Raw genomic sequence first — 22,489 nt, 5'->3', positions numbered from 1 at the left:
TTATATAAAATAAAGTAACCTATAATAGATACCTAGTAACTATGGGGTTGACAATGGTTTACTTTCTGACGATTATCGTCACACTATTACAATTAATAGTGACAATCCAAGCGATGGATATTGATGAACATGAGGCGTTTATTCTTCCGATTGATGTGAATCAAGAGGTTTTTAGCTATTTATCACCACTGGATCTCAGAGCGTTAAAGTTAACTGGAAATCAACAAGTTCTGAGACAACTTTATGTTTTCACAAAAGCAGAAGTAGAACGGTCCCTTTATCAAAAAGGTACCTCGCCTGAATTATATAAAGAGCGACAAAATCTATGTGATACTTTGCCATTTGCTTTTGATGATTACCAAAGTCGATATAACCTCATTACACATTTTGATCAAATTGCTGAGATTACTCAAGGCGCTGTTGTTGATTCGCATTCCTGTAGATTTGGTAAATTCTCATCTGTTCTCCAGGTATCAGTTTTGGACTTTATGGTTTCTCTGCACAATGAAGCAGCAATTAAGTTAAAATTTCTTGGACTTATCCGTGGTGATTATGGATATGAAAAAAATCATCCACAAGCCCATGCGTTTTTATATGAACATGTTCTTCGAGGAAGTCCGGTAGCCTCAGATATGCTTCACAATGGACTACTGAACGGCTCTTATTTTTTCAGGGCCAATCCCCAAAAAGCGCAACAACTATTAAATGATAAAGTTAGCGAGGGGCAAGTTTGGGCATTGGAGCGCCAGTATAACCGAGTCAAAAAAGGTTGGAGGATTTGTGACCCAGAAAATCCTGAATTAGCCCATGAATTTCTTTTGTATCACGTCGATTCGTTAAATATCTGGGCGGTGCAAACATTTTTGGATTTAATGAGTGATTATCAACATAAAGACACGCCCGAGTTTATTAATAGAACAAAACAATTGATCGCTCAACTCCAAGAACATGGATATCCTTGGTTGAAACGCGCTAAGCTTAAGGCCTTGGCAAAGGGTTATTACCCTGGCGAAAGAGCAAAAGATTACTTAATGGATGGTGTAAAACGTGGAGAGAGATGGGCTGTTCAGTCCTATATTGAGGGATTAAAATATGGCTCTTACGGTATTAACGTCAGTAAAGAAGAACTCCGGCAACTGATCGACCAAGGCTGTCAAGAACTGGATCCGCTAGCTTTGTACGAAAAATACGATATCCATCATTCAGTCTATCGCGGATTTGTTTGGGATGCGGATCCGAAATGTGGTTCAAATATTCGCCAGACCGCTATCCGTTTAGGGGAATCTTGGGCAATCAAGGAAGAAATTATCAGTCAGGGTAACCAGAGTTATCGTGGTGAGCCGGTAAATCTAAAACTATTAGAGCAAGTTTTTGATTTGCATGCTGTGCCAATGGCGTAGTTAGATTGATAATTTAATTGTGTCAACGATTGTCCTTATGACGTAATCTTTAGCACGCAAACTTGTAAAGGGTTCAGTTTTTACGTCATCTTGAATAAATTTGGCAAAATAAATGATGCGATCATCTTTTGCGATCCAGCCAACAAACCAGCCTTGTCCTTTGTCTAATTCAAGTCCTTGATCATCGCGTTGATTGCCATACCCGGTCTTACCATATAATTTCCAGCCATCAGTCAAATCTTGGACATACATAATGTCACGAACTTTTTCAATAACGCCAGAGCTTAAATTGAACTCTCCTGCATTCAGATGTTGAAAGAATTTTATTTGTTCTTCGGCTGATAGTTTTAAGCTTCCCATAATCCAAGGTGTCTTTTTCGACCAAATTAGGGATTGATTGCCATAGTCAAATTGCTTTAAGTAATCTTGTACTGTTTTGCGCTTTAATCCCTCAATAACATACAGGGAATACCAGACACAGCTGAATTGGAGCCATGTCTTTGGTGTTTGGGGTTGACGCCAATTTTCTAACCAACCATCGTGTTTATTCGGATCAAAATTCAGCTTTGGTGTTTCGGAATCAATAAGAATTCCTTGATCAAATCCCATCACGGCCAAAACAGGTTTAAATGTGCTGCAGGGTGAGTGTTGGATTGTACAATCCCCTTCGCGAATTAAATCATATCCGTTTTCAACAACAAGATAGCAAGACTGATTTGCCCAAGCTGACGTCATAAGTGTCAGGAATAAAACGATAATTTTCATTGGTTTATTTTCGAATGAGTTCTAAGACGTCACGCCGTAAATCGTGATTGGTTTTAAAGAGTCCCGTCATGTGCGTTGTCACCATAGTGACCCCTGTTTTATGGACGCCGCGACAGGACATGCACTGATGTTCGCCCTCTATAACGACAGCGACACCAAAAGGATTAAGGGTTTCATCAATGGCTTTTGCGATTTCAACAGTCATTTTTTCTTGGATTTGTAATCTTTTGGAAAAAATATCAACAACTCTGGCAAGTTTACTGATCCCAACGACTCGTTTGTTTGGTAAATAAGCCACATGAGCCACACCAATAATGGGTGCCATATGATGTTCACAGTGGGATTCAAAGCGGATATCTTTCAAAAGAACAATCTCATCATAGCCTTGAGTTTCCTCAAAAACCCGTATTAGATATTCTTCCGGTTTTTCAGCATATCCTGCAAAATATTCTTCATAGGCTCGGACAACGCGTTCTGGTGTTCCTAGTAATCCTTCACGGTTCGGATTATCTCCGGCCCACTGAATAAGGGTTCTAATCGCTTGCTCTGCTTGCTCTCGTGTCGGTTTTGTCATGTTAGTTCAATATAATGGGTTGATAAGGGCTGTCGAGAGAAAAAGCAGGGACATCCACCTCAAAGAGCTCGCCGTCATTACGACTCATGCTATAGTGTCCTACCATAATGCCGGAGGGGGTTGTCAGCGGAGTGCCGCTTGTATATTCATAAATTTCACCAGGCTGGATAAGCGGTTGTTCACCCACGACGCCTGATCCCTTCACAACTTGAGTGCGTCCCAACCCATCGGTAATTTCCCAGTGGCGATTTTTGAGTTGGACGGGCAGTGTTCCAAGGTTCTCGATGCGGACATGATAGGCCCATAAGTAATGGTTTTCATCCGGTGCTGATTGATTATCAAGATAAATTGGAAAAACAGTTACGCGAATATTCTGACTTTCGGTTGTGTAAGATGGTGCTAAGGGTAGATCACTTGTCATTTGAACACTCCTCCTGCTCAACAAGTTAGAGTAAAACTCTCCACAGACAATATTTTTTATACTTCTATCATATCCTAGAATACGATAGAATGTCATAACAAATGTTTAAACGGAATTGAAATTATGGCCGAAAAAGATAAGTTTGATGAATTTTTAGAAGAAGTTGAACAGGATATCCGACAAGAACGATTTAGACAACTTTGGGAAAAGTATGGTAAACAGGCAAGTTCAGCACTAACAGCCATTCTTGTTGTCTTGGCAGGATATTCTCTGTGGAGTAATTACCAAAACCGTGAGCTAGAGCGTCAATCCGATTATTATATCAAGGCGCAAAGCTATCTTGAGCAAGGCGAGACCTCTAAAGCGTTGGCTATTCTAAAAGACATGACGTCTGGCCATAAAACTTACGCTACATTCGCTCGTTTTTCTGAGGCATCCATCTACTCCACGCCCGGTGAAAAACAAGACATGGCTAAGGCAATTGAATTGTACTCTGAGATTGCCAAGGATTCCAAATTAGATACAATCTGGCGTGATACAGCACAGCTTCAAGCCATTAGCTTGTCCTATGAACATGATCCAAAGGCAGCGGATAAATTGCTTGCTGAACTTGATATTCTAGCCGAAGAAGGCCGCCCTTTGCGTGCTCTTGCTTTGGAACAAAAAGGTGTTATCCTGTATTTGTCCGGTAAGAAAAAAGACGCAGCTGAAGCTTTTGTTGCGGCCCTTCAGACACCAGAAGCACCCGAAGGTGTTAAGCTGCGGGCGCAGACCATGGCTCAGCAAATTTCAAGTGAATCATGAAAAGTAATAGAATGAATTCGATATAAGAACCACTTCGTCCTCAATGGGAGAGGTGGTTTTTAAATTGAATTTAGATGAATATAAATGCTGACTTAAGCCTTTCTTTCATCAGAGAGGCCTTTTGAGACCCGGATAAATGACACGACCATTTTTTATTGTACGAAATAAATTAATAATTCTCACCCTAGGGCTCATATTAGCAGGATGCTCGACAAAAATTGAACGAGAATTAGAGCCTGTCTCATTTGATCAGCTGCCAGGGTGGCATCGTGATCATCAACTTCAAGCGTTACCAGCGATGCTTAAATCTTGTGATATCATTTTGAAAAAATCCCCCTGTACTGAAATGGTTACAGGAAGGAATGGTACCGGTGAGGCCCGCGACTGGTTTGGTTTTTGTAAAAAGCTGAAAGTTAAGAAGTTTAAATCAAATGCACAATTCCGACAGTTTATTGAGTCTGAGCTTCATCCTTATCGGTTATCAGCAGGCGGAGATGCAAACGGTGTCTTCACTGGGTACTATGAGCCGATTCTTAACGGATCATTGCGTCGCCATGGAAAATATCAAACGCCCCTTTATAAGGTTCCGGGCAAAAGAATTAACTATAAAATTCCCCGGTCACGGATAGTTAAAGGTGCTTTAAAAGGAAAGGGCTTAGAACTTGTTTGGGTTGATGATCCTGTTGATGCCTTTTTTATTCAAGTCCAAGGTTCTGGGCGTGTTCGGCTGGATAATGGTCAGGAAATTCGCTTAGGGTATGCCGGGCAAAATGGTTACCCCTATTTTGCGATCGGTAAAGCCTTGCTTGATATGGGCGAACTCCAGCACGGCCACGTGACCATGCACAGCATTAAAAAATGGCTTCGCGCCCATCCAAAACGGGCTGAATCCATTATGTCAAAGAATCAGTCCTATGTGTTCTTTAAAATTTCGCCGACTCATGTAGGGGGACCTATCGGAAGCCATAACGTGCCGTTAACTCCGCGTAGAAGTATGGCTGTCGATCGGAGTTTTGTAACCTTAGGGACACCGTTATGGTTAGATTGTACCCACCCTGATCATCATCATAAACGTCTTCAGCAAATGATGATGGCTCAAGATACAGGTGGTGCTATTAAGGGTGCTGTTCGCGGAGACTATTTCTGGGGCAGCGGGGACCGAGCTGGCTATTATGCGGGTGCAATGAATGCGAAGGGGAACCTGTATGTTCTTTTGCCGCGATGAAACCACCCAAAGATTCTCACTTATGGCATGAAATCACTCAGGGGATTCGACCGTTAAAACATCGATCTCCGGCTCTTTTGCCATCAACACCAACTGTCAATACGGTTCGAATTGACAATAACCGTATTCAAGAGTTTTTTGACAAACATAGCACGACTCTCAATGTGAATTCTCAATGGATTGATGAGAGAAAACGCCTCCATAAGCTTGGTAAAGTTATGATCGAAGCGCGCCTTGATCTTCACGGTTATACCCGCCAAGAGGCTCAGGATAAACTTCAACGATTCGTCGCGATGGCTTATCATGATCGGTTGCGCTGGATTCTTGTGATTACCGGCAAAGGTCACCCTGATAATCCGGAAACTCTGAAAAAACTTGCCCCACAATGGTTTGAATCTATGTCACTGGTAACCGGCTATGGCCCTGCCAAAGACGCACATGGTGGCGGTGGTGCTTTCTATGTTCGGATCAAGGGGTGATTAACCAATGTGGAAAAATAATCTACGCTTATGCCGTCTTGTCTTTAAATTCATCGGTAATACTTATTCCTGATAAGTGGTTTAGTTCATTGATGTAGCTGATATTTACATTCGATTAAAACTTTCCTAGACTTTAATAAACAAGGGGAGTTTTTTATGTCATCATCAAGCCTAAAAATTCAATTATTGCACGCAGATCTTAAAGAATCAGTTACAACGCTTTTATCTCAGATCGGTATTTCTGCACAGAAAATCCATAGTACAGATCTGACATCTTATTCTCCGATTAATGGTGAGGTTATTGGTGGGGTTATGCTGAATATACCAGCCGATATGACAATGGCTATTGACAAAGCCGAAGTTGCCTTTAAACAATGGCGATCAATTCCTGCGCCTAAACGCGGTGAGTTGATTCGATTGTTTGGTGAAGAGTTACGCCAGCACAAAGAAGTCTTAGGTCAGCTTGTGACGCTTGAGACCGGAAAAATCTTGCAGGAAGGACTGGGTGAAGTCCAAGAGATGATCGATATCTGTGATTTTGCTGTTGGTCTTTCACGTCAATTATATGGCTTAACCATCACATCTGAACGGCCAGGTCATCGCATGATGGAGACATGGCATCCCTTGGGTGTTGTTGGGCTTATAACACCATTTAATTTTCCTGTTGCGGTTTGGGCTTGGAACTTTGCCTTGGCCCTTATTTGTGGCAATGCAACGGTTTGGAAGCCGTCAGAGAAAACGCCTCTCACAGCCTCAGCTTGCCAGCATTTATTTGAAAATGCGGCTGCAAAATTCAAGGAAGCCCCTGAAGGTTTATCTTGCCTTGTTCAAGGGGGACGTGAGGTTAGCGATGTTTTGGTTGATCACCCGAAAGTGGCGCTTGTTAGTGCCACAGGCAGTACAGAAATGGGACGATCTGTCGGACAGAGAGTTGCAAAACGTTTTGGGAAGTCACTTTTAGAATTAGGCGGCAATAATGCCATGATCTTAACCCCATCTGCTGATTTGAATTTAGCTTATCGGGCTATTACGTTCAGTGCTGTTGGGACAAGCGGTCAACGCTGTACGACTTTGCGTCGCTTGTTTGTGCATAACTCTATGAAAGCAGATGTTATTGCAAAACTAACCTCTATCTATGACAGTATTCGTATTGGAAATCCTCTCGAGGACGGAATTTTATGTGGCCCGCTGATTGATGAACATAGCTTTACAGCTTTTATGAAAATAATTAAAAAGGCGCAGTCTGAGGGTGGGAAACTCGTGGCTGGCGGGCAGCGTGTGCTAACAGACACTTATCCTAAGGGTTATTATGTCTCACCTGCTTTGATTGATATGCCAAGCCATACGGATGTTATGTTTACTGAAACATTCGCACCAATTTTATATGTTTTGGGGTATGATACCTTAGATGATGCAATTGTGATGAATAATCAGGTTCCCCAAGGCCTGTCGTCTTGCATTTTTACAACAGATGTTCGTGAAGCTGAATATTTCTTGAGCGCTTTGGGTAGTGACTGTGGTATCGCCAATGTCAATATTGGCCCCAGTGGTGCTGAAATTGGCGGTGCTTTTGGTGGTGAAAAAGAAACAGGTGGCGGCCGAGAATCGGGCTCCGATTCATGGCGTAACTACATGCGACGTGCAACAAATACGGTTAATTATTCATCTGAATTACCCCTTGCCCAAGGGATTAAATTCGATTTATAGACGAACTGAAATATGATAGATTGTATAAAAACATCAAGTCGATTAGGTATAAATATGTTTAAAAAGACACTTCTTTCTTTGCTGATAGCAACGACCCTGTCAGTTTTTGCTGATGAATCCTATGGCGATCTCAGTGCGCGTTTGGATGATATTGAAAAGAAAGTTGCCGGCCAAAGCCCGAGTGGTCATGAATTTGCCACAAAAGAAGATCTTGAGAATCTTTTAAACCAAATTAAAGAGTTGCGAGGTCGTCTTGAAGTTGTTGAGCATGGTGGTCTTAATAAACCAATTTCATCGGCAACTGAGCCTAGCCAAAAAACTGATATGCCTAAGGATGATGCGGATGCAGACGAGTCTGGCGATGATGACGGTGATGTTGATGCAATCTTGAAAGATTTGCAAGACTCAAATCCAAAAGATATTGCAACCAAAAAAGCTGAAAAAGAGGCGCCGACAGGTACTCTCGATAAGGGAAATGAAACGGCTCAGTATGATCAAGCCATGGGATTGTATAAGAAAAAAGAATATGCCGAGGCTGAAGAAGCTTTTAGATTCTACACAAAACAATACCCTAAGGGTAAACAAGCAAGCCAAGCTAAGTTACATATTGCTGAATGCCAACTTGCTCAGGCAATAGAATCCAAGGATAAAAAGGCTGCGAAAGATGCTGCTGCTGATTTTGCTATTGCCTACAAAGCAAATCCAAAAGGTGCTCTTGGGGCGCAGGCTTTGTTGGGTATGGCAAAATCCATGAAACTCCAGGGTGATAAAAAGAAGGCTTGTATCGTTTTGAAAAAACATCAAGCAGATTTTCCAAAGGATAAAGGAACAGCTATTAGTGCTAAAAAACTTTACAAAGAATATGCGTGTTAATTTATGCTTTCTCTTCCTGATTTTTTACCAGCAGTTAAGCCGGGCCTTTATCTTGTTGCAACGCCCATTGGCAACCGGGGAGATATTACGCTGCGTGCCTTGGACGTGTTGCAGCGGGTTGATTTAATTTATTGCGAAGACACGCGGACGAGTAAACCTCTGCTGGATACCTTTGGGATAAAAACTCCGTTCAAGGCCTTGCACGACCATAATGAAGATAAAATGATTCCGGATGTTATGACGCGCATCCAAGCAGGGCAAGCTGTCGCATTGATTAGTGATGCTGGGATGCCTCTCATCAGTGATCCTGGTTTTGTTATTGTGCGTGCTTTGCAAGACAATAACCTTCCTGTTACGGTCATCCCCGGTGCATCCGCCGTTATAACAGCAGCCGCTTTGTCTGGGATTCCAACGGATAAATTTATGTTTCTAGGTTTTATGAATCCAAAAGATATAGTTGTGTATAAAGATGTGGATGCAACCCTGATTTTATATGAATCACCGCATCGTCTTTTGAAGTCTTTAGAACAATTAGCAATAATCTTTTCAAATCGTCAGGTTGCTGTTACGCGTGAACTTACAAAACTTCATGAAGAAGTTGTCCGAGGAGCCTGGGCAGATGTTATTGCTAATTTTACGGCGCGCGATAAAATCCGTGGTGAATTTGTTCTCGTTCTATCACCGCCAACTCAAACTGAGCACTTATCCGAAGCAGATTTAGATCAAGCTATCTTAGATGCCCTTAAAAGCCATACATTAAAGGATGCGTGCACCCTTGTTGCGGGGGCGTTGGGCTTACCTCGTAAAGATGTGTACAAACGAGCTTTGATACTAAAATGAAATGGACAAGCTACACAAAAGGAGTTCTGGCCGAATATGCAGCGGCTTTGTTTTTGCTTCTTAAAGGATATCGTTTGCTTGAGCATCGCTATAAAACCCCTTGGGGTGAAATTGATTTGATTGCCAAACGTGGAAAAACTCTTGTTTTAATCGAAGTTAAACGACGAAAATCTCTTTTTAATGGTCTGGAAGCTATTACCCCTCATCAGCAACGTCGTATCGAAAATGCTGGTCAAGCATACCTTGCTTCGAGTAGACTAAACACCAAAAGCCTGAGGCTCGATGTTGTCGTGGTTACTTCTTGGAGAATTCACCACGTCAGGGATGCTTGGCGCGTCACTTAAACGGAGGACTATAATGAAAAAAAATATCATCGTTTTATCTGTAACAACTCTCATCCTGTCTGCCTGTGCCCCGGCTATTATCGGTGGTGGTGCTGCGGTAGTTGGTGGTGCTATGGTGAAAGAAAAAGGCGTTTCTGGGTCACTGACCGACACGAAGATTTCAACCAAAATCACTGTTGCTTTGTACCAACACGATCCGAATCTTCATGCGGCCGTCAATGTGATGGTACAAAATGGTGAAGTGATGCTGACGGGGGCTGTTGAGACTAATGAAATGCACTTAGAGGCAGTTCGTATTGCGTGGAGTGTCGAAGGTGTTAAGCGTGTGATTGATAATATTTCGGTATCAAAGGGAGCCTCTTTTGGAGCCTATGCCAAAGATAGTTGGATCACAACACAGGTAAAATCCAAACTCCTCTTTGATCAAAATATTCAATCTATCAATTATAGCATCAAAACCTTAAGCGGTAACGTCTATTTAATGGGTATTGCTCAGGACAAGGCAGAGCTTGATATGGTTATTCATCATGCCCGTCATATCGATGGTGTCAACAAAGTTGTATCGTATGTTCGGCTCAAAGAAGATATTGTTGAGTGACAACCTGAATTAATATTAGTGAGAGCTTCTTGTTCAATTTAATATAATTCTATAGAATAAATTATAAGGTATTTTACAGGTGAAAATTTTATGATCTATTCAAAAAAAACCCTCTTAGTAAGTTTATTATCAGTTTTTGGGGGGATTGCTCAGGCTGAATCTGGTAAAAAGGTTATCCCCTATATCGGGATATCTGGAGGGATTGATCATCTCTCAGGTAAACGCGGTGAGTTTATAACTGAAGATGATGCAGGAGGAACAGTTGTAACGACCCGCATAAGTAGCGGTAAAAGTATGTCAAATAGCAATATTGCGCTTTCTGTATTTGGTGGGGCTTTGTGGCAACCAACGTCAACTTCTTTTGTTTTTGGCCCTGAGCTTTATTTTGGCCGCTCAACAGTAAAGTCACGGTTAACTGACGTAAGGCAAGATTTAGTGCCTCAGAACCGTTTCTATAGTAAAGAATTGGAACGTCGGTACAATTACGGGTTTACAGCACGTGCTGGTGTAAAATGTAATAGCTTGGCATTCTTGTTTGCTATTGGTTTTGACCGGGGTCATTTTAGAGATCGTACTGTTTTAACTTATGATCCAACCAACATATTAACTATACGTAATAACAAATCAAAAGGTCTATCAGGACTTGTATTGGGAGCAAGCGCAGAAAAGCAAATTCAAAATTTCATGGTGGGATTAGATTTCAAATATACAAAATATAGTAAATTATCGACGCAGCACGTATTTGATGCAGGCCCAGGTTTGATCCCGGGTACGATCAATATAACGGCACGTCCAAAAGTTTTTACAACGTCGTTAAGACTTTCCTATTTGTTTTAAAATACTACCTTTATTCAGGAAAAGGTTTAACTGGGAGGTATTACCGATGAAAATTTTAACAACGACCCTTTTGCTATCTATAGCGATGCTTGAATCACAGGCTATGGATGATCGTGCTCCTCTGCAACTGTCGGGTACAGGGATGCAATTGAAAAGAAGTGTGGTGCTGGCTCTTAAGGTTTTGAAGCAACGAGCCAGCGAGGGCGATGAAAATGCCAAGAAAGCTTTAGCTTTGGGCGAGACGCAAACAGCTGTTGAAGCTTATAATCAATCACTTATGGCTCAACGATATCAGACCCAATCGGGCTCACCAGGGGGATCCTATGCTCCTCCGCCAAGTTATGAAAATATGACGCGCGAGAAGATGGCTCAATTGTTAGAAGAGAGCGATAACACCATTAATGCGCGTATTGTGGCAATTGAAACAAAGTATTACAACGGTGAAAATGTCACCCCGGACGAAGAAGCAGAGCTTGAATTCCTGCGTAAACAATTGGATTTATCTCTTCCGGACCGTATTAGTTATGAGGAACATAAAGCAAAGATCCAAGCTGATGCATTAAAAGCAAAACTCGGTGCAGAAGCAAGAGATGCACGAGACAAAGTAAAATCCGAAGCTGAGAAAAAGAAACGGGCAGAATTGCTTGCTCAATATAAAGTTACATATCAACAAGTGCGAGCTAATTTCACGTCGCTTTCTTTAGAACAACAAGAAGCTTTGAAAAATTATTATAGAGAATCGACGCTATGGAAAATACTCTATCTGTCTGTAGATGAGAATGATTTTTCTCAAGATAGTCCGTTATCCGGTCAGTATTATGAACGACAAATCACAGGACAAATCGGTCTTCGTGAGATGAATCAGGATGAACTTCAGGCTTTGGTTTATGCCCTTGATAAAATGCCAACGAAGATGAAACGGGAAGTTCTGCTTAACCAAATCAATTTGAGGCTTGTCTCTGGAACTGTTACTCCGCAATCTTCGTTAGAGGTCGGATTAGCTAAGTCAAAAATGGGATCATCGCCAAGGTCAGATTCCCCACCGCCACCACCACCCCCATCGGATGATGCTGGTATGCCGCCACCACCTCCCCCTCCCTCATCATCTCAAGGTAAAACTGGTGGTCAAAAAACCTATGAACGGCCAAAGTTTTCTGATGAAGATCTAAAAGCCCAGATGGATGAAATGAGACGAAGAGCCGAAGAACGGCGAAAACAGCAAGAGGCTAAGAAGAACTCCACGCAGTAATACCTGGGGGTGCCGCAATATATTCAAAGCATCGTTGGATCCAAGTCTTGTGGGGATGAAGATACGTCAGGAAATTTCCATAGTCGCATTTTCTTCCCTCATTTTGTATAGGATAAACGGTCAATGAATACGGTGTGTTTAAGAACCAACATGACAATACTCTGGTTGCACGTCCGACGATTTGTTTTCTCATAGAATAGGGGACAATACTCGCGTGGGATGTTAGTCCCCATAGTTCATACATTCCTTCATTTTCCCTAAACCATATTCCTCCGCTATCATGTAAAAATGTTTGTGGGACAGGATGTGAAATTGAACCGTAAAACCATTGTTCATAATTGGTTGTGGAGAGTTTTAAGAGTGTGTCAGGCTTGAAATAAGCCGATAGTACACCACCCTTGGTAAGGCTAAAATCTCCGGACCATGCAACAGGGTTTTGATCTGTATCGATTAATTGTTTCCCTGCTAAATCAAGAGCCCATCCGCAAGATAAGGTTGTTAAGGTAATGGATTCACCAGGAGGTGATTCCGGAAAACAAACAGAAGGGCAACATGGGGTAGATGACTCTAATTGGTAGAGTGCCAAATCAGTTGAAATGGTCCTGTCTGATTGTAATTCGCTGTCGGTCCATTGATTGAATGTCTTGTTTACAAGATGTATTGTTCCTGTATTCGATCTGAAATAAATTTTGCAATGAGGGTCACGTTTCATGACAGTCATCAAGAAATGCCCGCACCCCAATATGATATGTGTTTGTGTTGTCCTATCAAAGGAGTAGGGAAAAGCGGATGCGTAATCTAAACACTGTTTGCCGTCGGCTGAATCTGCATAAAGGGTTCCGGGATACAATATGTCGGCATATTTTTGGCCATTCTTTGTTGCCTCACTTAAATCATGCAACTCAGTAAATATTCCGCCATAACTTACAGAACTTAAGCTTATACAATATATTAAAAATAGTCTTAACATCGACATACCAACTTTTGTTTTTGTCTTGATAATTTCTCGTTCTAAAATATAAAAAACAATACCTTATTCATATAAAAATTATCGTAATTTCCAAGATCAAACAAATTATTTTTTCCCTTGCAATCTGAATCGAGATTCGTTAGCTTGAGGAAGTAACCTGATTGTGGGGTCATAGCTCAGCTGGGAGAGCGCTACAATGGCATTGTAGAGGTCAGGAGTTCGATCCTCCTTGGCTCCACCACTTAATCAAAGATATTCCATGCAAAATCATCGCCAATTCGCCCGCCAAACACTGCGATATTTATCTGATTATATTGAACAGAACATTATAAGTCTGGAAATTGAGCCCAATGATGAAGATTTGCTCATCATTGATAATCAGAATCGCCATTTTTTGTTGAATTATCATGGGGTAACCCACCAAATCTGGTATTCATCAGCGGTATCGGGCGCTCATCATTTCTCTCTACAAGATAATGGGGTGTGGCAATGTACCCGTAGCCAGCGCCGTTTATTTGATGTACTGTCAACAGAGTTAGGTATGATTACGAGTCAGGAAATCCACATTCCCCATGCGTGAGAAAAGTTCAGTTGAGTATACGACGAAATCCCAACGTCCCAGTAGTAATAATATGGCAATTTTAAGCCATTTTTTGCCATTCTTACTTCGGTATAAACGTCAGCTATTTTTAGGCACAATTTCGTTGGTTCTAGCGTCTATTTCTGTTCTGGGGCTTGGTTTAGGATTGAAAGGTCTTGTTGACCAAGCTTTTTCCCAAGAAAACTCCTACGCTTTAGACCAAGCAATTCTTTTTATGCTCATGAGCGTGATTATTATGGCTCTGTCAAGTTTTGGTCGAACTTATTATGTGTCTTGGCTTGGCGAAAAAGTCATGTCTGATGTTCGGGAGCGAGTTTATAACCATCTTCTGACTCTTGATGTTGGCTATTTTGAGGCGATACGTCCGGGTGAAATTATTTCAAGACTGAGTACTGATACAACGCTCATTCAAATCTTAATCGGGAATTCTGCAGCACTGGCCATCCGGAACTTGCTTTTATTTGTTGGTGGTGTTGCGATGATGCTGACGATGTCGCTTAAGTTATCAGCATTGTCACTTTTGATTATTCCTATGGTCATTACCCCGTTACTTGCCTTTGGTAAACGGGTAAAGGCCAATGCCAAAACAACGCAAGATGCTGTTGCTAATTTGTCAGGATATCTAGAAGAATCGTTGAGCAGTATTCGAACATGCCATGCTTTTCAGCGTGAAGACTATGACGTTTCTTTGTTTAAAACTGCGTCAAATCAGGCTTTTTTGAAATCGAATCAGTATTTGCTCAATCGATCTTGGTTGGTTTTTCTCGTGATGACTTTTGTTTTTATTGGCATTAGTGGGTTGCTGTGGATTGGAGGGCAAGACGTTTTAAACGGGACTCTGTCCGCAGGGCAGCTAACATCATTTCTATTCTATGCCTTGACGGCTGCGGGATCAATTGCTTCGTTTAGTGAAATTTATGCTGATATTCAGCGGGCGTCAGGGGCAGCTGAGCGTCTTGTTGAAATTCTTGAGACATCACCAAGAATACAATCTCAAAGAAAGAGAGTGCTTCCAAGTCAATCAAGAGGGACGATTGCTCTTCATAATGTGTGTTTTTCATATCCCACCAATCCGGGTAAAGACGTCCTAAAGAATGTGACATTGTCCATAGCGCCGGGTGAAAAAGTTGCTTTAGTTGGCCCGTCGGGAGCTGGGAAAAGTACAGTTTTATCATTATTACTAAGATTTTACGATGCTACCGCCGGATCTATTTATGTTGATGGTGTGGATACCAAAGATGTAGATATATCTGAGCTTCGTTCTCGTTTTGGTATTGTGCCCCAAGATCCAATGATTTTTTCCGGAACGTTATATGAAAATATTATGTATGCAAAACCAGACGCCTCGGAAACAGAAGTTTGGAATGCGATAGAGGCCGCTTATTTAATGGACGTCATCCAAGGGTTGCCACAAGGAATTCACACGCAACTGGGTGCTAAAGGTATGCGCTTATCAGGAGGGCAAAAACAAAGATTGGCCTTAGCCCGTGTTTTCTTGAGGGATGCGCCGATTCTGTTACTAGATGAGGCGACAAGTTCCCTTGATGCTCAGAGTGAATCATTTATTCAAGAAAGCCTAAAGAATCTAATGATGAAAAAAACCACTCTGGTTGTTGCTCATCGCTTATCAACGGTCTTAAAATCTGATAAAATTATTGTCCTCAATGCCGGGAAAATAGAAGCGATTGGTACGCATGCTGAATTAATTGCGAATGACGGATTATACAGAAAATTGGCTATGCTCCAATTTACGGATTCATTAAACGTTCCGGATAATTCTAAAGCTAGAAAAGCTTTGTGGGCTTAATCCCATTCCTCAGTAATCAAGAGCATGTCTAGATTCAAGCTGACGGGCTGAAAAAAATATAGCTATCAGCTTTCTTTTTATGGTACTGGTATAAATTCACAACCCTTTAAGACTAAGAAGAACAATGGACTTACGTAAAAATCTGATTTCTGGATTCAGTGTTTCTTTATTGGCTTTGCCTTTGTGTTTAGGAATAGCTGTTGCAAGCCATTTTCCACCAATTGCCGGAATTATAACTGCCATTGTTGGTGGTTTAATCGCCTCGTTCTTAGGCAGCTCTCCTTATACGATTAAGGGGCCTGCAGCTGGTATGATTGTTGTTGTTTTAGCGGCGGTTACAGAATTAGGGTATGAAAAAACGTTGGCTGTGGGCGTTATTGCTGCTTTTCTTCAAATTGCGATTGCGCTATTTCGTCAAGCCAGCATTGCCGAAAAAATTCCAAGTTCAGTTATTCACGGCCTTTTGACAGCGGTTGGTTTGATTATCGTCATTAAACAGGCTTATGTTTTGATGGGTGTGCATCATATCAAAGGAAATTTGCCCGAGCTGATTGTGAATCTCCCGAACGCTTTTACACAGCTTAACCCCCTGATTTTTGCCATTGGTTGCATGGCCCTTTTTCTGAACTTAACATGGAAGAACTTGGCCATATCTCGCTATGTGCCGGCAACACTATTAATCTTAGTTAGTATCATTACCATAACGTATGTTTTTAACCTCAACAAAGATTTTGTCTACGCGTTTGCCGGGAAAATTTATATGATAACACAAGCTGATTATATTGATCTGCCAACTCATGTGGTATCCGCGATCACTTTTCCTGATTTCACGGATGTTTTATCGTTGGCAAGCCTAAAGCATATTATCGTTTTTACCTTAGTTGGCGCAACAGAATCGTTATTGACCGTTTGTGCCGTGAATTCCATCAAATCAGATGAACCAGCCTCGGACTTAAACAAAGATCTAAAATCTCTGGGGGTTGCAAACCTTGTCAGTAGCCTCATTGGTGGTATGCCGATGATTTCGGAAATTGTTCGAACGCGCGCTAATATTGATTATGGCGCTACGTCCAGTTTATCGAATTTCATTCATGGGGTTTTGTTGCTGTTAGTTGTTGTCTTGTTCCCTGATGTTATGGACTATACGGCGTTAACAGCCCTTGCAGCTATTTTAATTGTTGTGGGCCTTCGTCTTGGATCCCCCCGTGAGTTCATGGACCATTATCAGCAAGGGTGGGCAATTTTTATCCCGTTTATGGGAACTGTTATTACAACCTTGTGTAAAGATTTGTTGAGTGGTGTTGTCCTTGGGCTGGTTTTACATGGTGTTATTCAATTCTTGCGATCACGGTGTAAGCAGACTTCATCAATCTAAAAGTATAATGTCAGTGAGTTTTATATTCAGCTTGTGACAAGCCTAATAATTGACCTATGATGGAAAAAAAAGGAAGGGTTTGTGACAATGATTGATCTACTTCAACAAAAATCATATTTTCTAGCAGGCGCATCAGCCATAGCCACGGGACTTTTTGTATGGGCAACAGTTCGTTGGCAATATCGCCATGCTCTTGAGAGATCTGATAGCGAGCTCCAACGCCTTGATATGATTTTGTCTGATGTGCGTCGTGATGTTCAAGACCGAGAACACCGAATCTTTGAAATGCAAGCAACGTTCACAACTGAAATGGCTGCACGGGCTGTTGCAGAAGAAAAAGCACAGCGGGCAGCGTCCCTTGAACAGCAATTATCCGAAGCTACAAAACAAGGCTCAAGCTTGCGCAGTCAAGTGGCGGAACTTCAATCAGCCTTGACCTATGAACGTCAGCAAGCTGCCGAAAAGATACAGTTACTAGAAAATGCCCAAATCCGTCTGGGTGAAACATTTAAAAGCTTGTCCGCCGAAGCGCTTTCGACAAATAACAAATCCTTTTTACACTTGGCTCAAACAGCGCTGGAAAAGTTCCAAGAATCAGCGCGTTCCGATTTAGGGCATCGTCAAAAGGCGATTGCCGAAATGATGACGCCTGTGCAGCAAGCTCTTCTGAAAGTTGACACGAAAATTCAAGACCTTGAAAAGCAACGCGTCGGTGCCTATGAGGTTTTGCGTGAACAAGTCAAAGAGCTAGTCGGCGCTCAGAAAGATTTGCGTCTTGAAACATCCAATCTTGTCAAGGCATTGCGCGCACCGTCCGTGCGCGGTCAATGGGGGGAAATGCAGTTAAAACGTGTTGTTGAAATGGCGGGGATGGTCTCCCACTGTGATTTCTTAGAGCAAGTTTCAACCACTACGGAAACAGGCCGTATGCGTCCCGATATGATTATCAATCTACCCGGGGGCAAGAAAATTATTGTTGATGCAAAAGCGCCTTTGTCCGCTTACCTTGAGGCACTAGAGGCTCAAGATGATCGTGATCGTCAACAGAAGATGCAAGATCATGCACGCCAAGTGCGCAATCACATTCGTGCCTTAAGCCAACGCGCTTACTGGGATCAATTTAATGATACCCCTGAATTTGTTGTCTTGTTTTTGCCAGGCGAGACTTTTTTTAGTGCAGCGTTAGAATGTGATCCATCGTTGATTGAGGTTGGGGTCAAAGAAAAAGTGATTTTAGCAACCCCAACAACCTTGATTGCCTTGTTACGGGCAGTCTCTTATGGTTGGCGTCAAGAAGCCCTGACAGAAAGTACCCGCGTTATCAGTGAACTTGGTAAAGAATTGTATAAACGAATCAGTGATATGGGGGATCATTTTAGTCGTTTGGGAAAACACCTCAGTCAATCGGTTGATTGTTATAACCAAACATTGGGAACATTAGAACGCCGTGTTCTTGTCACTGCCCGTAAATTTAAAGACATTGATTCATCCTCAACAGTGATGGAGGAATTGGATCATGTTGATGCAACCCCCCGATCTATCCAGTCCATGGAATTGATTGAGACCAATCAAGACAAAGACGTTGCCTGAACATTTCTAATGGAGAATCTCGGGTTTTATCGTGTTAGAGGAAAAAATACGTCTCATTTACGTCAGTAAAAAATGGCAAATCCATCGATTAGTTCCTATAATACAGATGTATTTAACATAGGAGATAATGAATGTTTAAAAAATTAACTTTAGCCCTGATTGCAACAACAGCATCTGTATGTGCAACTGATATAGAAAATCTTCAATACGACACAACATCCAGTCAACAACAAGTTGAATGGCGTACAGGTCATACTGAAACAGGTCGTCGTGGACTGAAAAAAATCACGAAAGTTGAAGTTTGGCAAGGACCAAAGGTTACTCACACATTAACTCTATCATGGAATGAACAAGGTTCTGCTGAATCAAAGAGCGCGCAGCTTACACTGACCTATATCACTGGCATGAGTCAATTTTGGACGCCTGATAATAGTCTTCCTCAGCTTAATGAACAAACTGTTATTAGCTCAACAATCGTTGATGTGGCTGCAAAGGCTGCTGAATGGAAACTTCAAGCGGAGAACCTAGGGGCAGACCTTGGTTATTCTGATTCTGCAAAAAACCAACTAAAAACTTTGGCGCATATTGCTATTGATACTTTGGCAACACACCTCCAACCAACAGCTATGCAATACAAAAGCAGTTCTCGCTCAGAAAAGGTTTGGGGCGAAGCAAAGCGTATTGGCGATCAATCTAGTGACGCTTGGAAAAAAATTGTAAAGCAGGCGGAAGAACTTGGTAAAGACTTAAAACCAAAGATTGTAGATGCAACTGACGTTATTGGAGAACATGCTAAAGATTTAGGTAAAGAAATTGGTGACAAAGTTGAATAGGTAATTATATTTTCACCTCTCCCTCAAGAGGAGAGGTAAAGTAGAAGCTACTCCCCCCGAAAGGCCCAGCGAATTCGCTTGGTTTTATTGGGGGTGAGTTGCCCCATAACAAGCAACATTTGTGCGGGATAGCTGGTATCTAAAACCTCAATATGCATATCTGTGCAATTGCTCATGAAAACCCAGCGTTGATCGTCGGGTGTTTCAATATAAATCTTTTTCCCGTGATGCGTTACTTTCATGTCCGGATGAAAGACAAAACGCAAGGCAAACATCCCGGACACATGGGTTGAAATGATATCTTCGCCACGGAAATCATAATCTTTATTATTCAAATACAAACTTCGTGCTTGGGCAAAGCTCCAAGTCGGGTGATGGCTTTGGTATTCGCCTTCGATCAAGGCGCCTTCGATATGGGTTTTATTCTTAACTTGTAAATGACCATGCGATGACTTTAATGCCTGAGCATACAATCCTCGATCCGACTGCAAAACAACGTCTGCATAGGTAATAATGCGACGTTTGGATGAGCTCCACTCAAAATTAAATATGCCGGTCCCTTCTTCGATATTATTGCATGGTGCCCGCAGTAAGGTCGGTACTTTGTTGAACAAGACCAATCCTGACTTAGCTGTGGCTCGCTCGTATCCCATTTCATTGGCATTTTGGGGCGGGCGTCCCCGTACATCTGACAAAGTCAATGCCATATCCACTAGATTCGGGTTGATTTTTTGATAGGGACCAAAACACGCGATTCCCCCGTCCGTATGGCGGAACAGGCGAACGAGAGGGGCCATGCGTTGAATGGCTTTGTGAATCGATTCTGGTAATATCACATTGGCTTGTCGACATAACGCTTTGAGGTCAATCAACAGGCGCATAATCATTAGTTGTAAAATCGGAGAACGACTACAGTGTCCCCCGTCGGCAAAAATTTGCTGTTTGACCAGTTTGTCTAAATGGCGCATTAACCCCGGTAGTCTGTGGGTTTCATGATTCAGGCAGATAATCACATGAATAAGACCATGCAGAGCATACAATTTTTGGGCCGATGTTGGCACATCCATCCAACTGCGGGATAAATGACGGGCTTGGCGATAAAGGCTTTTAAAAAATTGGGTTCTAAAGCTATCATCTGCGCTAGCACAAAAGAAATCATAGAGACCAACCCAATTGCTTAGGCGATTGCCAACAATATCAGGGCGCCATGCTAATGTTTGCCAGTTTTGATTGCGGTCAATCCAATTCAAAATCAATTGACGTGCCGTCCGTCTTGCACTGTTTTCCCCGTGGGCTCTTAGGTTCCTTAACCATTCAAAACTATGAAGTTCCGCCAGTGCCGATTGTGACAAGTGTTTAGGATACCACAGGTGCTGAAGTAAGGCAGTCTCGCTTCCCAGAATGAATTTTCCATCAATAATTTGACGCCCCTCAGTCAAAGACCCGGGCCAAGAATCGGTTGGGATAACAGCAAGATTTGTTGTTCCTCGCCCACGCAAACTAAGAGAGTAAAGCGGGTTCTTCTGCCAAACAAGCCGAATTTTTTGATTGACCGACTGAATCAACCCTGATTTATCCGGATCTGTTGGCCATTGTTGCAAGTGAAGATAGGCACTCATACTTTAATTGCTCCTCCGTAAGCTAGAAATTAAAGCCTGATACTGGTCTGAAGGTTGCCCAAAAATTGCAGCTCCTGCTACCAATGCTGTGGCCCCTGCGGTAATTGCATTTTTTGCAGTTGACAGATTGATGCCACCGTCGACTTCAAGCTCAATATTGCGACCAGAGCTATCGATCATTTGGCGTATTTCGGAAATCTTAGTCGTTATTTCAGGGATATAAGTCTGTCCGCCAAAACCTGGGTTAACTGACATCACAAGTACTAAATCAATAAACGGGATTAATGGTTCAAGGATTGTTATTGGTGTTCCCGGATTCAAGGCAACGCCGGTTTTGGCACCATAACTTTTGATTTCAGATAGCACGCGGTGTGTGTGAATATCGGCATCGGGGTGAACTGTAATAATATCAGCGCCCGCCTCAGCAAATGCTTTGATGTGGGGTTGAGCCGGCTTAATCATCAAATGAACATCGAGGGGGAGTTTTGTTATAGACTTGACCGCCTTGACCAAAGCGGCGCCATAGGTAATGTTGGGGACATAGCGGCCATCCATAACATCAATGTGTATCCAATCTGCACCTGCCTGCTCAATTGCGGCAATATCACGTCCTAAATTCAAAATATCTGCTGATAAAATAGAGGGTGCAATTTTGATCATATCTATCCCCATGGTCCTTTATTTCTTATTATTGATTGTTGTTGAGGGTTAAATTCTTTTAACCGTTTGATGCGATTGGCTGTTGTCGGGTGCGTTGAAAACAGATTATCCATGCCACCGTGAATCAACGGATTGATAATGAATAAATGGGCTGTTGCCGGATTTTCTTCGGCTATCGGATTATCAATACGCAGCGCTGCCTGTTCTATTTTTTGTAAAGCCGAAGCCAGCGCTTTCGGATCTCCGCTAATTTGTGCCCCTATTGCATCGGCTGAATACTCACGCGTCCGTGAGATGGCCATTTGAACCAGTAGGGCTGCCAGAGGAGCCAGAATCATGACGATTAGATGAACAAGCGCTCCATGGGATCTGTTTTCATCAGAACGATGGCTTGTAAACAAAAAGGGTAATTGGGCTAAATAGCCGATAGCGCCGGCAAGAGTTGCTGTCACTGTCATGGTCAAGGTATCGCGGTTGGCAATATGGGCAAGTTCATGAGCCATGACACCGGCAACTTCGCGAGAGTCTAAGAGCTTAAGCAATCCTGTCGAGGCGGCAACAGCTGCATGTTCAGGATCACGTCCGGTGGCAAAAGCATTGGGTTGATCTGAATGAATGATATAAACCCGTGGCATGGGAAGATTGGCTCTTTGTGCCAATGTTTGAACAATGCGATACAGATCGGGCTCAGTCTGAGATGACACTTCTTGAGCGCCATACATGCGTAAGACAAGTTTATCGGAGTTCCAATACGCATAAAAATTCATTGCTCCTGCGATCATCAGAGCAACCACAGCACCACGAGGCCCTGCAATCAGATGTCCAATGACCAAAAATATCGCGACAATAACGGCAATCAAAAAAAATGTACGAGAGTGATTGTGCATTTTGGGGTTGGCCATCCGATCAAGAATATCT

The 22,489-nt window shown here is 42.3% G+C and carries 23 protein-coding genes and 1 tRNA gene; 17 read left to right on the top strand and 7 right to left on the bottom strand.

Annotated features, from left to right (window positions below):
* Positions 1-53 precede the first annotated feature (53 nt).
* A complete protein-coding gene (locus KF820_04190) occupies positions 54-1,400 on the top strand; it encodes a hypothetical protein (GenBank protein MBX3457543.1) in 1,347 nt (448 codons plus the stop codon).
* On the opposite strand, the gene KF820_04185 is transcribed toward KF820_04190, so the two are convergent.
* The 3 genes from KF820_04185 to apaG are packed head-to-tail and all read right to left on the bottom strand — an operon-like array spanning position 1,401 to position 3,160.
* Positions 1,401-2,165, bottom strand: coding sequence for a class D beta-lactamase (locus KF820_04185; GenBank protein MBX3457542.1), 765 nt, complete (start codon positions 2,163-2,165; stop codon positions 1,401-1,403).
* A gap of 4 nt (positions 2,166-2,169) precedes the next feature.
* A complete protein-coding gene (gene folE / locus KF820_04180) occupies positions 2,170-2,739 on the bottom strand; it encodes a GTP cyclohydrolase I FolE (GenBank protein MBX3457541.1) in 570 nt (189 codons plus the stop codon).
* A 1-nt stretch (position 2,740) separates the two neighbouring features.
* Positions 2,741-3,160: a Co2+/Mg2+ efflux protein ApaG gene (apaG, locus tag KF820_04175; protein MBX3457540.1), complete on the bottom strand. Its 420-nt coding sequence runs from the start codon at positions 3,158-3,160 to the stop codon at positions 2,741-2,743.
* Between the two features lie 123 nt (positions 3,161-3,283).
* Between apaG and KF820_04170 the strand changes: the two genes are divergently transcribed.
* The 10 genes from KF820_04170 (at position 3,284) to KF820_04125 (ending at position 12,116) form a co-directional block, all read left to right on the top strand.
* The gene (locus tag KF820_04170) at positions 3,284-3,964 is read left to right on the top strand and encodes a tetratricopeptide repeat protein (protein MBX3457539.1); all 681 of its coding nucleotides are present in this window, start codon (positions 3,284-3,286) and stop codon (positions 3,962-3,964) included.
* Positions 3,965-4,100: 136 nt separating this feature from the next.
* Complete coding sequence (locus tag KF820_04165; protein ID MBX3457538.1) at positions 4,101-5,189, top strand: MltA domain-containing protein; 1,089 nt, start codon at positions 4,101-4,103, stop codon at positions 5,187-5,189.
* Positions 5,186-5,668 (top strand): Smr/MutS family protein, encoded by a 483-nt coding sequence (locus KF820_04160; protein MBX3457537.1) that lies wholly within the window; start codon positions 5,186-5,188, stop codon positions 5,666-5,668. Before KF820_04165 ends, KF820_04160 begins: the two co-directional genes overlap by 4 nt.
* Positions 5,669-5,824: 156 nt before the next feature.
* Positions 5,825-7,375: an aldehyde dehydrogenase family protein gene (locus KF820_04155; protein ID MBX3457536.1), complete on the top strand. Its 1,551-nt coding sequence runs from the start codon at positions 5,825-5,827 to the stop codon at positions 7,373-7,375.
* A 54-nt stretch (positions 7,376-7,429) separates the two neighbouring features.
* A complete protein-coding gene (locus tag KF820_04150; protein ID MBX3457535.1) occupies positions 7,430-8,248 on the top strand; it encodes a tetratricopeptide repeat protein in 819 nt (272 codons plus the stop codon).
* 3 nt (positions 8,249-8,251) lie between these two features.
* A complete protein-coding gene (gene rsmI, locus KF820_04145; protein MBX3457534.1) occupies positions 8,252-9,088 on the top strand; it encodes a 16S rRNA (cytidine(1402)-2'-O)-methyltransferase in 837 nt (278 codons plus the stop codon).
* The gene (locus KF820_04140; GenBank protein ID MBX3457533.1) at positions 9,085-9,432 is read left to right on the top strand and encodes a YraN family protein; all 348 of its coding nucleotides are present in this window, start codon (positions 9,085-9,087) and stop codon (positions 9,430-9,432) included. Before rsmI ends, KF820_04140 begins: the two co-directional genes overlap by 4 nt.
* Positions 9,433-9,445: 13 nt before the next feature.
* Positions 9,446-10,030, top strand: coding sequence for a BON domain-containing protein (locus KF820_04135; GenBank protein MBX3457532.1), 585 nt, complete (start codon positions 9,446-9,448; stop codon positions 10,028-10,030).
* 90 nt (positions 10,031-10,120) lie between these two features.
* The gene (locus KF820_04130) at positions 10,121-10,867 is read left to right on the top strand and encodes a hypothetical protein (GenBank protein ID MBX3457531.1); all 747 of its coding nucleotides are present in this window, start codon (positions 10,121-10,123) and stop codon (positions 10,865-10,867) included.
* A 46-nt stretch (positions 10,868-10,913) separates the two neighbouring features.
* Positions 10,914-12,116: a hypothetical protein gene (locus KF820_04125; GenBank protein ID MBX3457530.1), complete on the top strand. Its 1,203-nt coding sequence runs from the start codon at positions 10,914-10,916 to the stop codon at positions 12,114-12,116.
* Here the strand turns inward: KF820_04125 and KF820_04120 are convergent.
* Positions 12,094-13,086: a hypothetical protein gene (locus tag KF820_04120; GenBank protein ID MBX3457529.1), complete on the bottom strand. Its 993-nt coding sequence runs from the start codon at positions 13,084-13,086 to the stop codon at positions 12,094-12,096. The two genes, KF820_04125 and KF820_04120, sit on opposite strands and share 23 nt — an antisense overlap.
* 165 nt (positions 13,087-13,251) lie before the next feature.
* On the opposite strand from KF820_04120, the gene KF820_04115 reads away from it, so the two are divergent.
* The 6 genes from KF820_04115 to KF820_04090 all read left to right on the top strand — a co-directional run bounded on the left by KF820_04115 (position 13,252) and on the right by KF820_04090 (position 19,292).
* Positions 13,252-13,327 (top strand) — tRNA-Ala (locus tag KF820_04115).
* A gap of 18 nt (positions 13,328-13,345) precedes the next feature.
* Complete coding sequence (locus KF820_04110) at positions 13,346-13,666, top strand: hypothetical protein (protein ID MBX3457528.1); 321 nt, start codon at positions 13,346-13,348, stop codon at positions 13,664-13,666.
* The gene (locus KF820_04105; protein MBX3457527.1) at positions 13,659-15,494 is read left to right on the top strand and encodes an ATP-binding cassette domain-containing protein; all 1,836 of its coding nucleotides are present in this window, start codon (positions 13,659-13,661) and stop codon (positions 15,492-15,494) included. Before KF820_04110 ends, KF820_04105 begins: the two co-directional genes overlap by 8 nt.
* Positions 15,495-15,618: 124 nt before the next feature.
* Positions 15,619-16,869 carry a SulP family inorganic anion transporter gene (locus KF820_04100; GenBank protein MBX3457526.1) on the top strand — a complete coding sequence of 417 codons (1,251 nt, stop codon included), beginning with the start codon at positions 15,619-15,621 and terminating at the stop codon, positions 16,867-16,869.
* A gap of 87 nt (positions 16,870-16,956) precedes the next feature.
* Positions 16,957-18,459 carry a DNA recombination protein RmuC gene (gene rmuC, locus KF820_04095; GenBank protein MBX3457525.1) on the top strand — a complete coding sequence of 501 codons (1,503 nt, stop codon included), beginning with the start codon at positions 16,957-16,959 and terminating at the stop codon, positions 18,457-18,459.
* Between the two features lie 131 nt (positions 18,460-18,590).
* Positions 18,591-19,292: a hypothetical protein gene (locus KF820_04090; GenBank protein ID MBX3457524.1), complete on the top strand. Its 702-nt coding sequence runs from the start codon at positions 18,591-18,593 to the stop codon at positions 19,290-19,292.
* Between the two features lie 47 nt (positions 19,293-19,339).
* Here the strand turns inward: KF820_04090 and KF820_04085 are convergent, their stop codons facing one another.
* From KF820_04085 to htpX, 3 genes are read right to left on the bottom strand one after another with little or no spacing between them, the layout of a single operon-like run.
* Complete coding sequence (locus tag KF820_04085; protein MBX3457523.1) at positions 19,340-20,911, bottom strand: heparinase II/III family protein; 1,572 nt, start codon at positions 20,909-20,911, stop codon at positions 19,340-19,342.
* 3 nt (positions 20,912-20,914) lie between these two features.
* On the bottom strand, positions 20,915-21,571 hold the full coding sequence (locus KF820_04080; GenBank protein MBX3457522.1) for a ribulose-phosphate 3-epimerase: 657 nt from the start codon (positions 21,569-21,571) through the stop codon (positions 20,915-20,917).
* A 2-nt stretch (positions 21,572-21,573) separates the two neighbouring features.
* Positions 21,574-22,458, bottom strand: a complete 885-nt coding sequence (gene htpX / locus KF820_04075) for a zinc metalloprotease HtpX (protein MBX3457521.1) — start codon at positions 22,456-22,458, stop codon at positions 21,574-21,576.
* Between the last annotated feature and the right edge of the window lie 31 nt (positions 22,459-22,489).

The organism is Candidatus Paracaedibacteraceae bacterium (genome assembly GCA_019636055.1).
Lineage (GTDB): Bacteria > Pseudomonadota > Alphaproteobacteria > Paracaedibacterales > Paracaedibacteraceae > Paracaedibacter.
The sequence above is the reverse complement of the archived record's forward strand: the minus strand, read 5'-3'. Positions and strand labels throughout refer to the sequence as shown.

What these genes read in the sequence shown, in the direction of transcription:
- htpX (MBX3457521.1), bottom strand. Translation starts at nt 22,458, where the DNA reads ATGCACAATCACTCTCGTACATTTTTTTTGATTGCCGTTATTGTCGCG.
- KF820_04105 (MBX3457527.1), top strand. Translation starts at nt 13,659, where the DNA reads ATGCGTGAGAAAAGTTCAGTTGAGTATACGACGAAATCCCAACGTCCC.
- KF820_04140 (MBX3457533.1), top strand. Translation starts at nt 9,085, where the DNA reads ATGAAATGGACAAGCTACACAAAAGGAGTTCTGGCCGAATATGCAGCG.
- KF820_04100 (MBX3457526.1), top strand. Translation starts at nt 15,619, where the DNA reads ATGGACTTACGTAAAAATCTGATTTCTGGATTCAGTGTTTCTTTATTG.
- KF820_04150 (MBX3457535.1), top strand. Translation starts at nt 7,430, where the DNA reads ATGTTTAAAAAGACACTTCTTTCTTTGCTGATAGCAACGACCCTGTCA.
- rsmI (MBX3457534.1), top strand. Translation starts at nt 8,252, where the DNA reads ATGCTTTCTCTTCCTGATTTTTTACCAGCAGTTAAGCCGGGCCTTTAT.
- KF820_04155 (MBX3457536.1), top strand. Translation starts at nt 5,825, where the DNA reads ATGTCATCATCAAGCCTAAAAATTCAATTATTGCACGCAGATCTTAAA.
- KF820_04190 (MBX3457543.1), top strand. Translation starts at nt 54, where the DNA reads ATGGTTTACTTTCTGACGATTATCGTCACACTATTACAATTAATAGTG.
- KF820_04135 (MBX3457532.1), top strand. Translation starts at nt 9,446, where the DNA reads ATGAAAAAAAATATCATCGTTTTATCTGTAACAACTCTCATCCTGTCT.
- KF820_04185 (MBX3457542.1), bottom strand. Translation starts at nt 2,165, where the DNA reads ATGAAAATTATCGTTTTATTCCTGACACTTATGACGTCAGCTTGGGCA.
- folE (MBX3457541.1), bottom strand. Translation starts at nt 2,739, where the DNA reads ATGACAAAACCGACACGAGAGCAAGCAGAGCAAGCGATTAGAACCCTT.
- KF820_04165 (MBX3457538.1), top strand. Translation starts at nt 4,101, where the DNA reads ATGACACGACCATTTTTTATTGTACGAAATAAATTAATAATTCTCACC.
- KF820_04080 (MBX3457522.1), bottom strand. Translation starts at nt 21,571, where the DNA reads ATGATCAAAATTGCACCCTCTATTTTATCAGCAGATATTTTGAATTTA.
- KF820_04125 (MBX3457530.1), top strand. Translation starts at nt 10,914, where the DNA reads ATGAAAATTTTAACAACGACCCTTTTGCTATCTATAGCGATGCTTGAA.
- KF820_04090 (MBX3457524.1), top strand. Translation starts at nt 18,591, where the DNA reads ATGTTTAAAAAATTAACTTTAGCCCTGATTGCAACAACAGCATCTGTA.
- KF820_04170 (MBX3457539.1), top strand. Translation starts at nt 3,284, where the DNA reads ATGGCCGAAAAAGATAAGTTTGATGAATTTTTAGAAGAAGTTGAACAG.
- KF820_04130 (MBX3457531.1), top strand. Translation starts at nt 10,121, where the DNA reads ATGATCTATTCAAAAAAAACCCTCTTAGTAAGTTTATTATCAGTTTTT.
- rmuC (MBX3457525.1), top strand. Translation starts at nt 16,957, where the DNA reads ATGATTGATCTACTTCAACAAAAATCATATTTTCTAGCAGGCGCATCA.
- KF820_04085 (MBX3457523.1), bottom strand. Translation starts at nt 20,911, where the DNA reads ATGAGTGCCTATCTTCACTTGCAACAATGGCCAACAGATCCGGATAAA.
- KF820_04120 (MBX3457529.1), bottom strand. Translation starts at nt 13,086, where the DNA reads ATGTTAAGACTATTTTTAATATATTGTATAAGCTTAAGTTCTGTAAGT.
- KF820_04110 (MBX3457528.1), top strand. Translation starts at nt 13,346, where the DNA reads ATGCAAAATCATCGCCAATTCGCCCGCCAAACACTGCGATATTTATCT.
- apaG (MBX3457540.1), bottom strand. Translation starts at nt 3,160, where the DNA reads ATGACAAGTGATCTACCCTTAGCACCATCTTACACAACCGAAAGTCAG.
- KF820_04160 (MBX3457537.1), top strand. Translation starts at nt 5,186, where the DNA reads ATGAAACCACCCAAAGATTCTCACTTATGGCATGAAATCACTCAGGGG.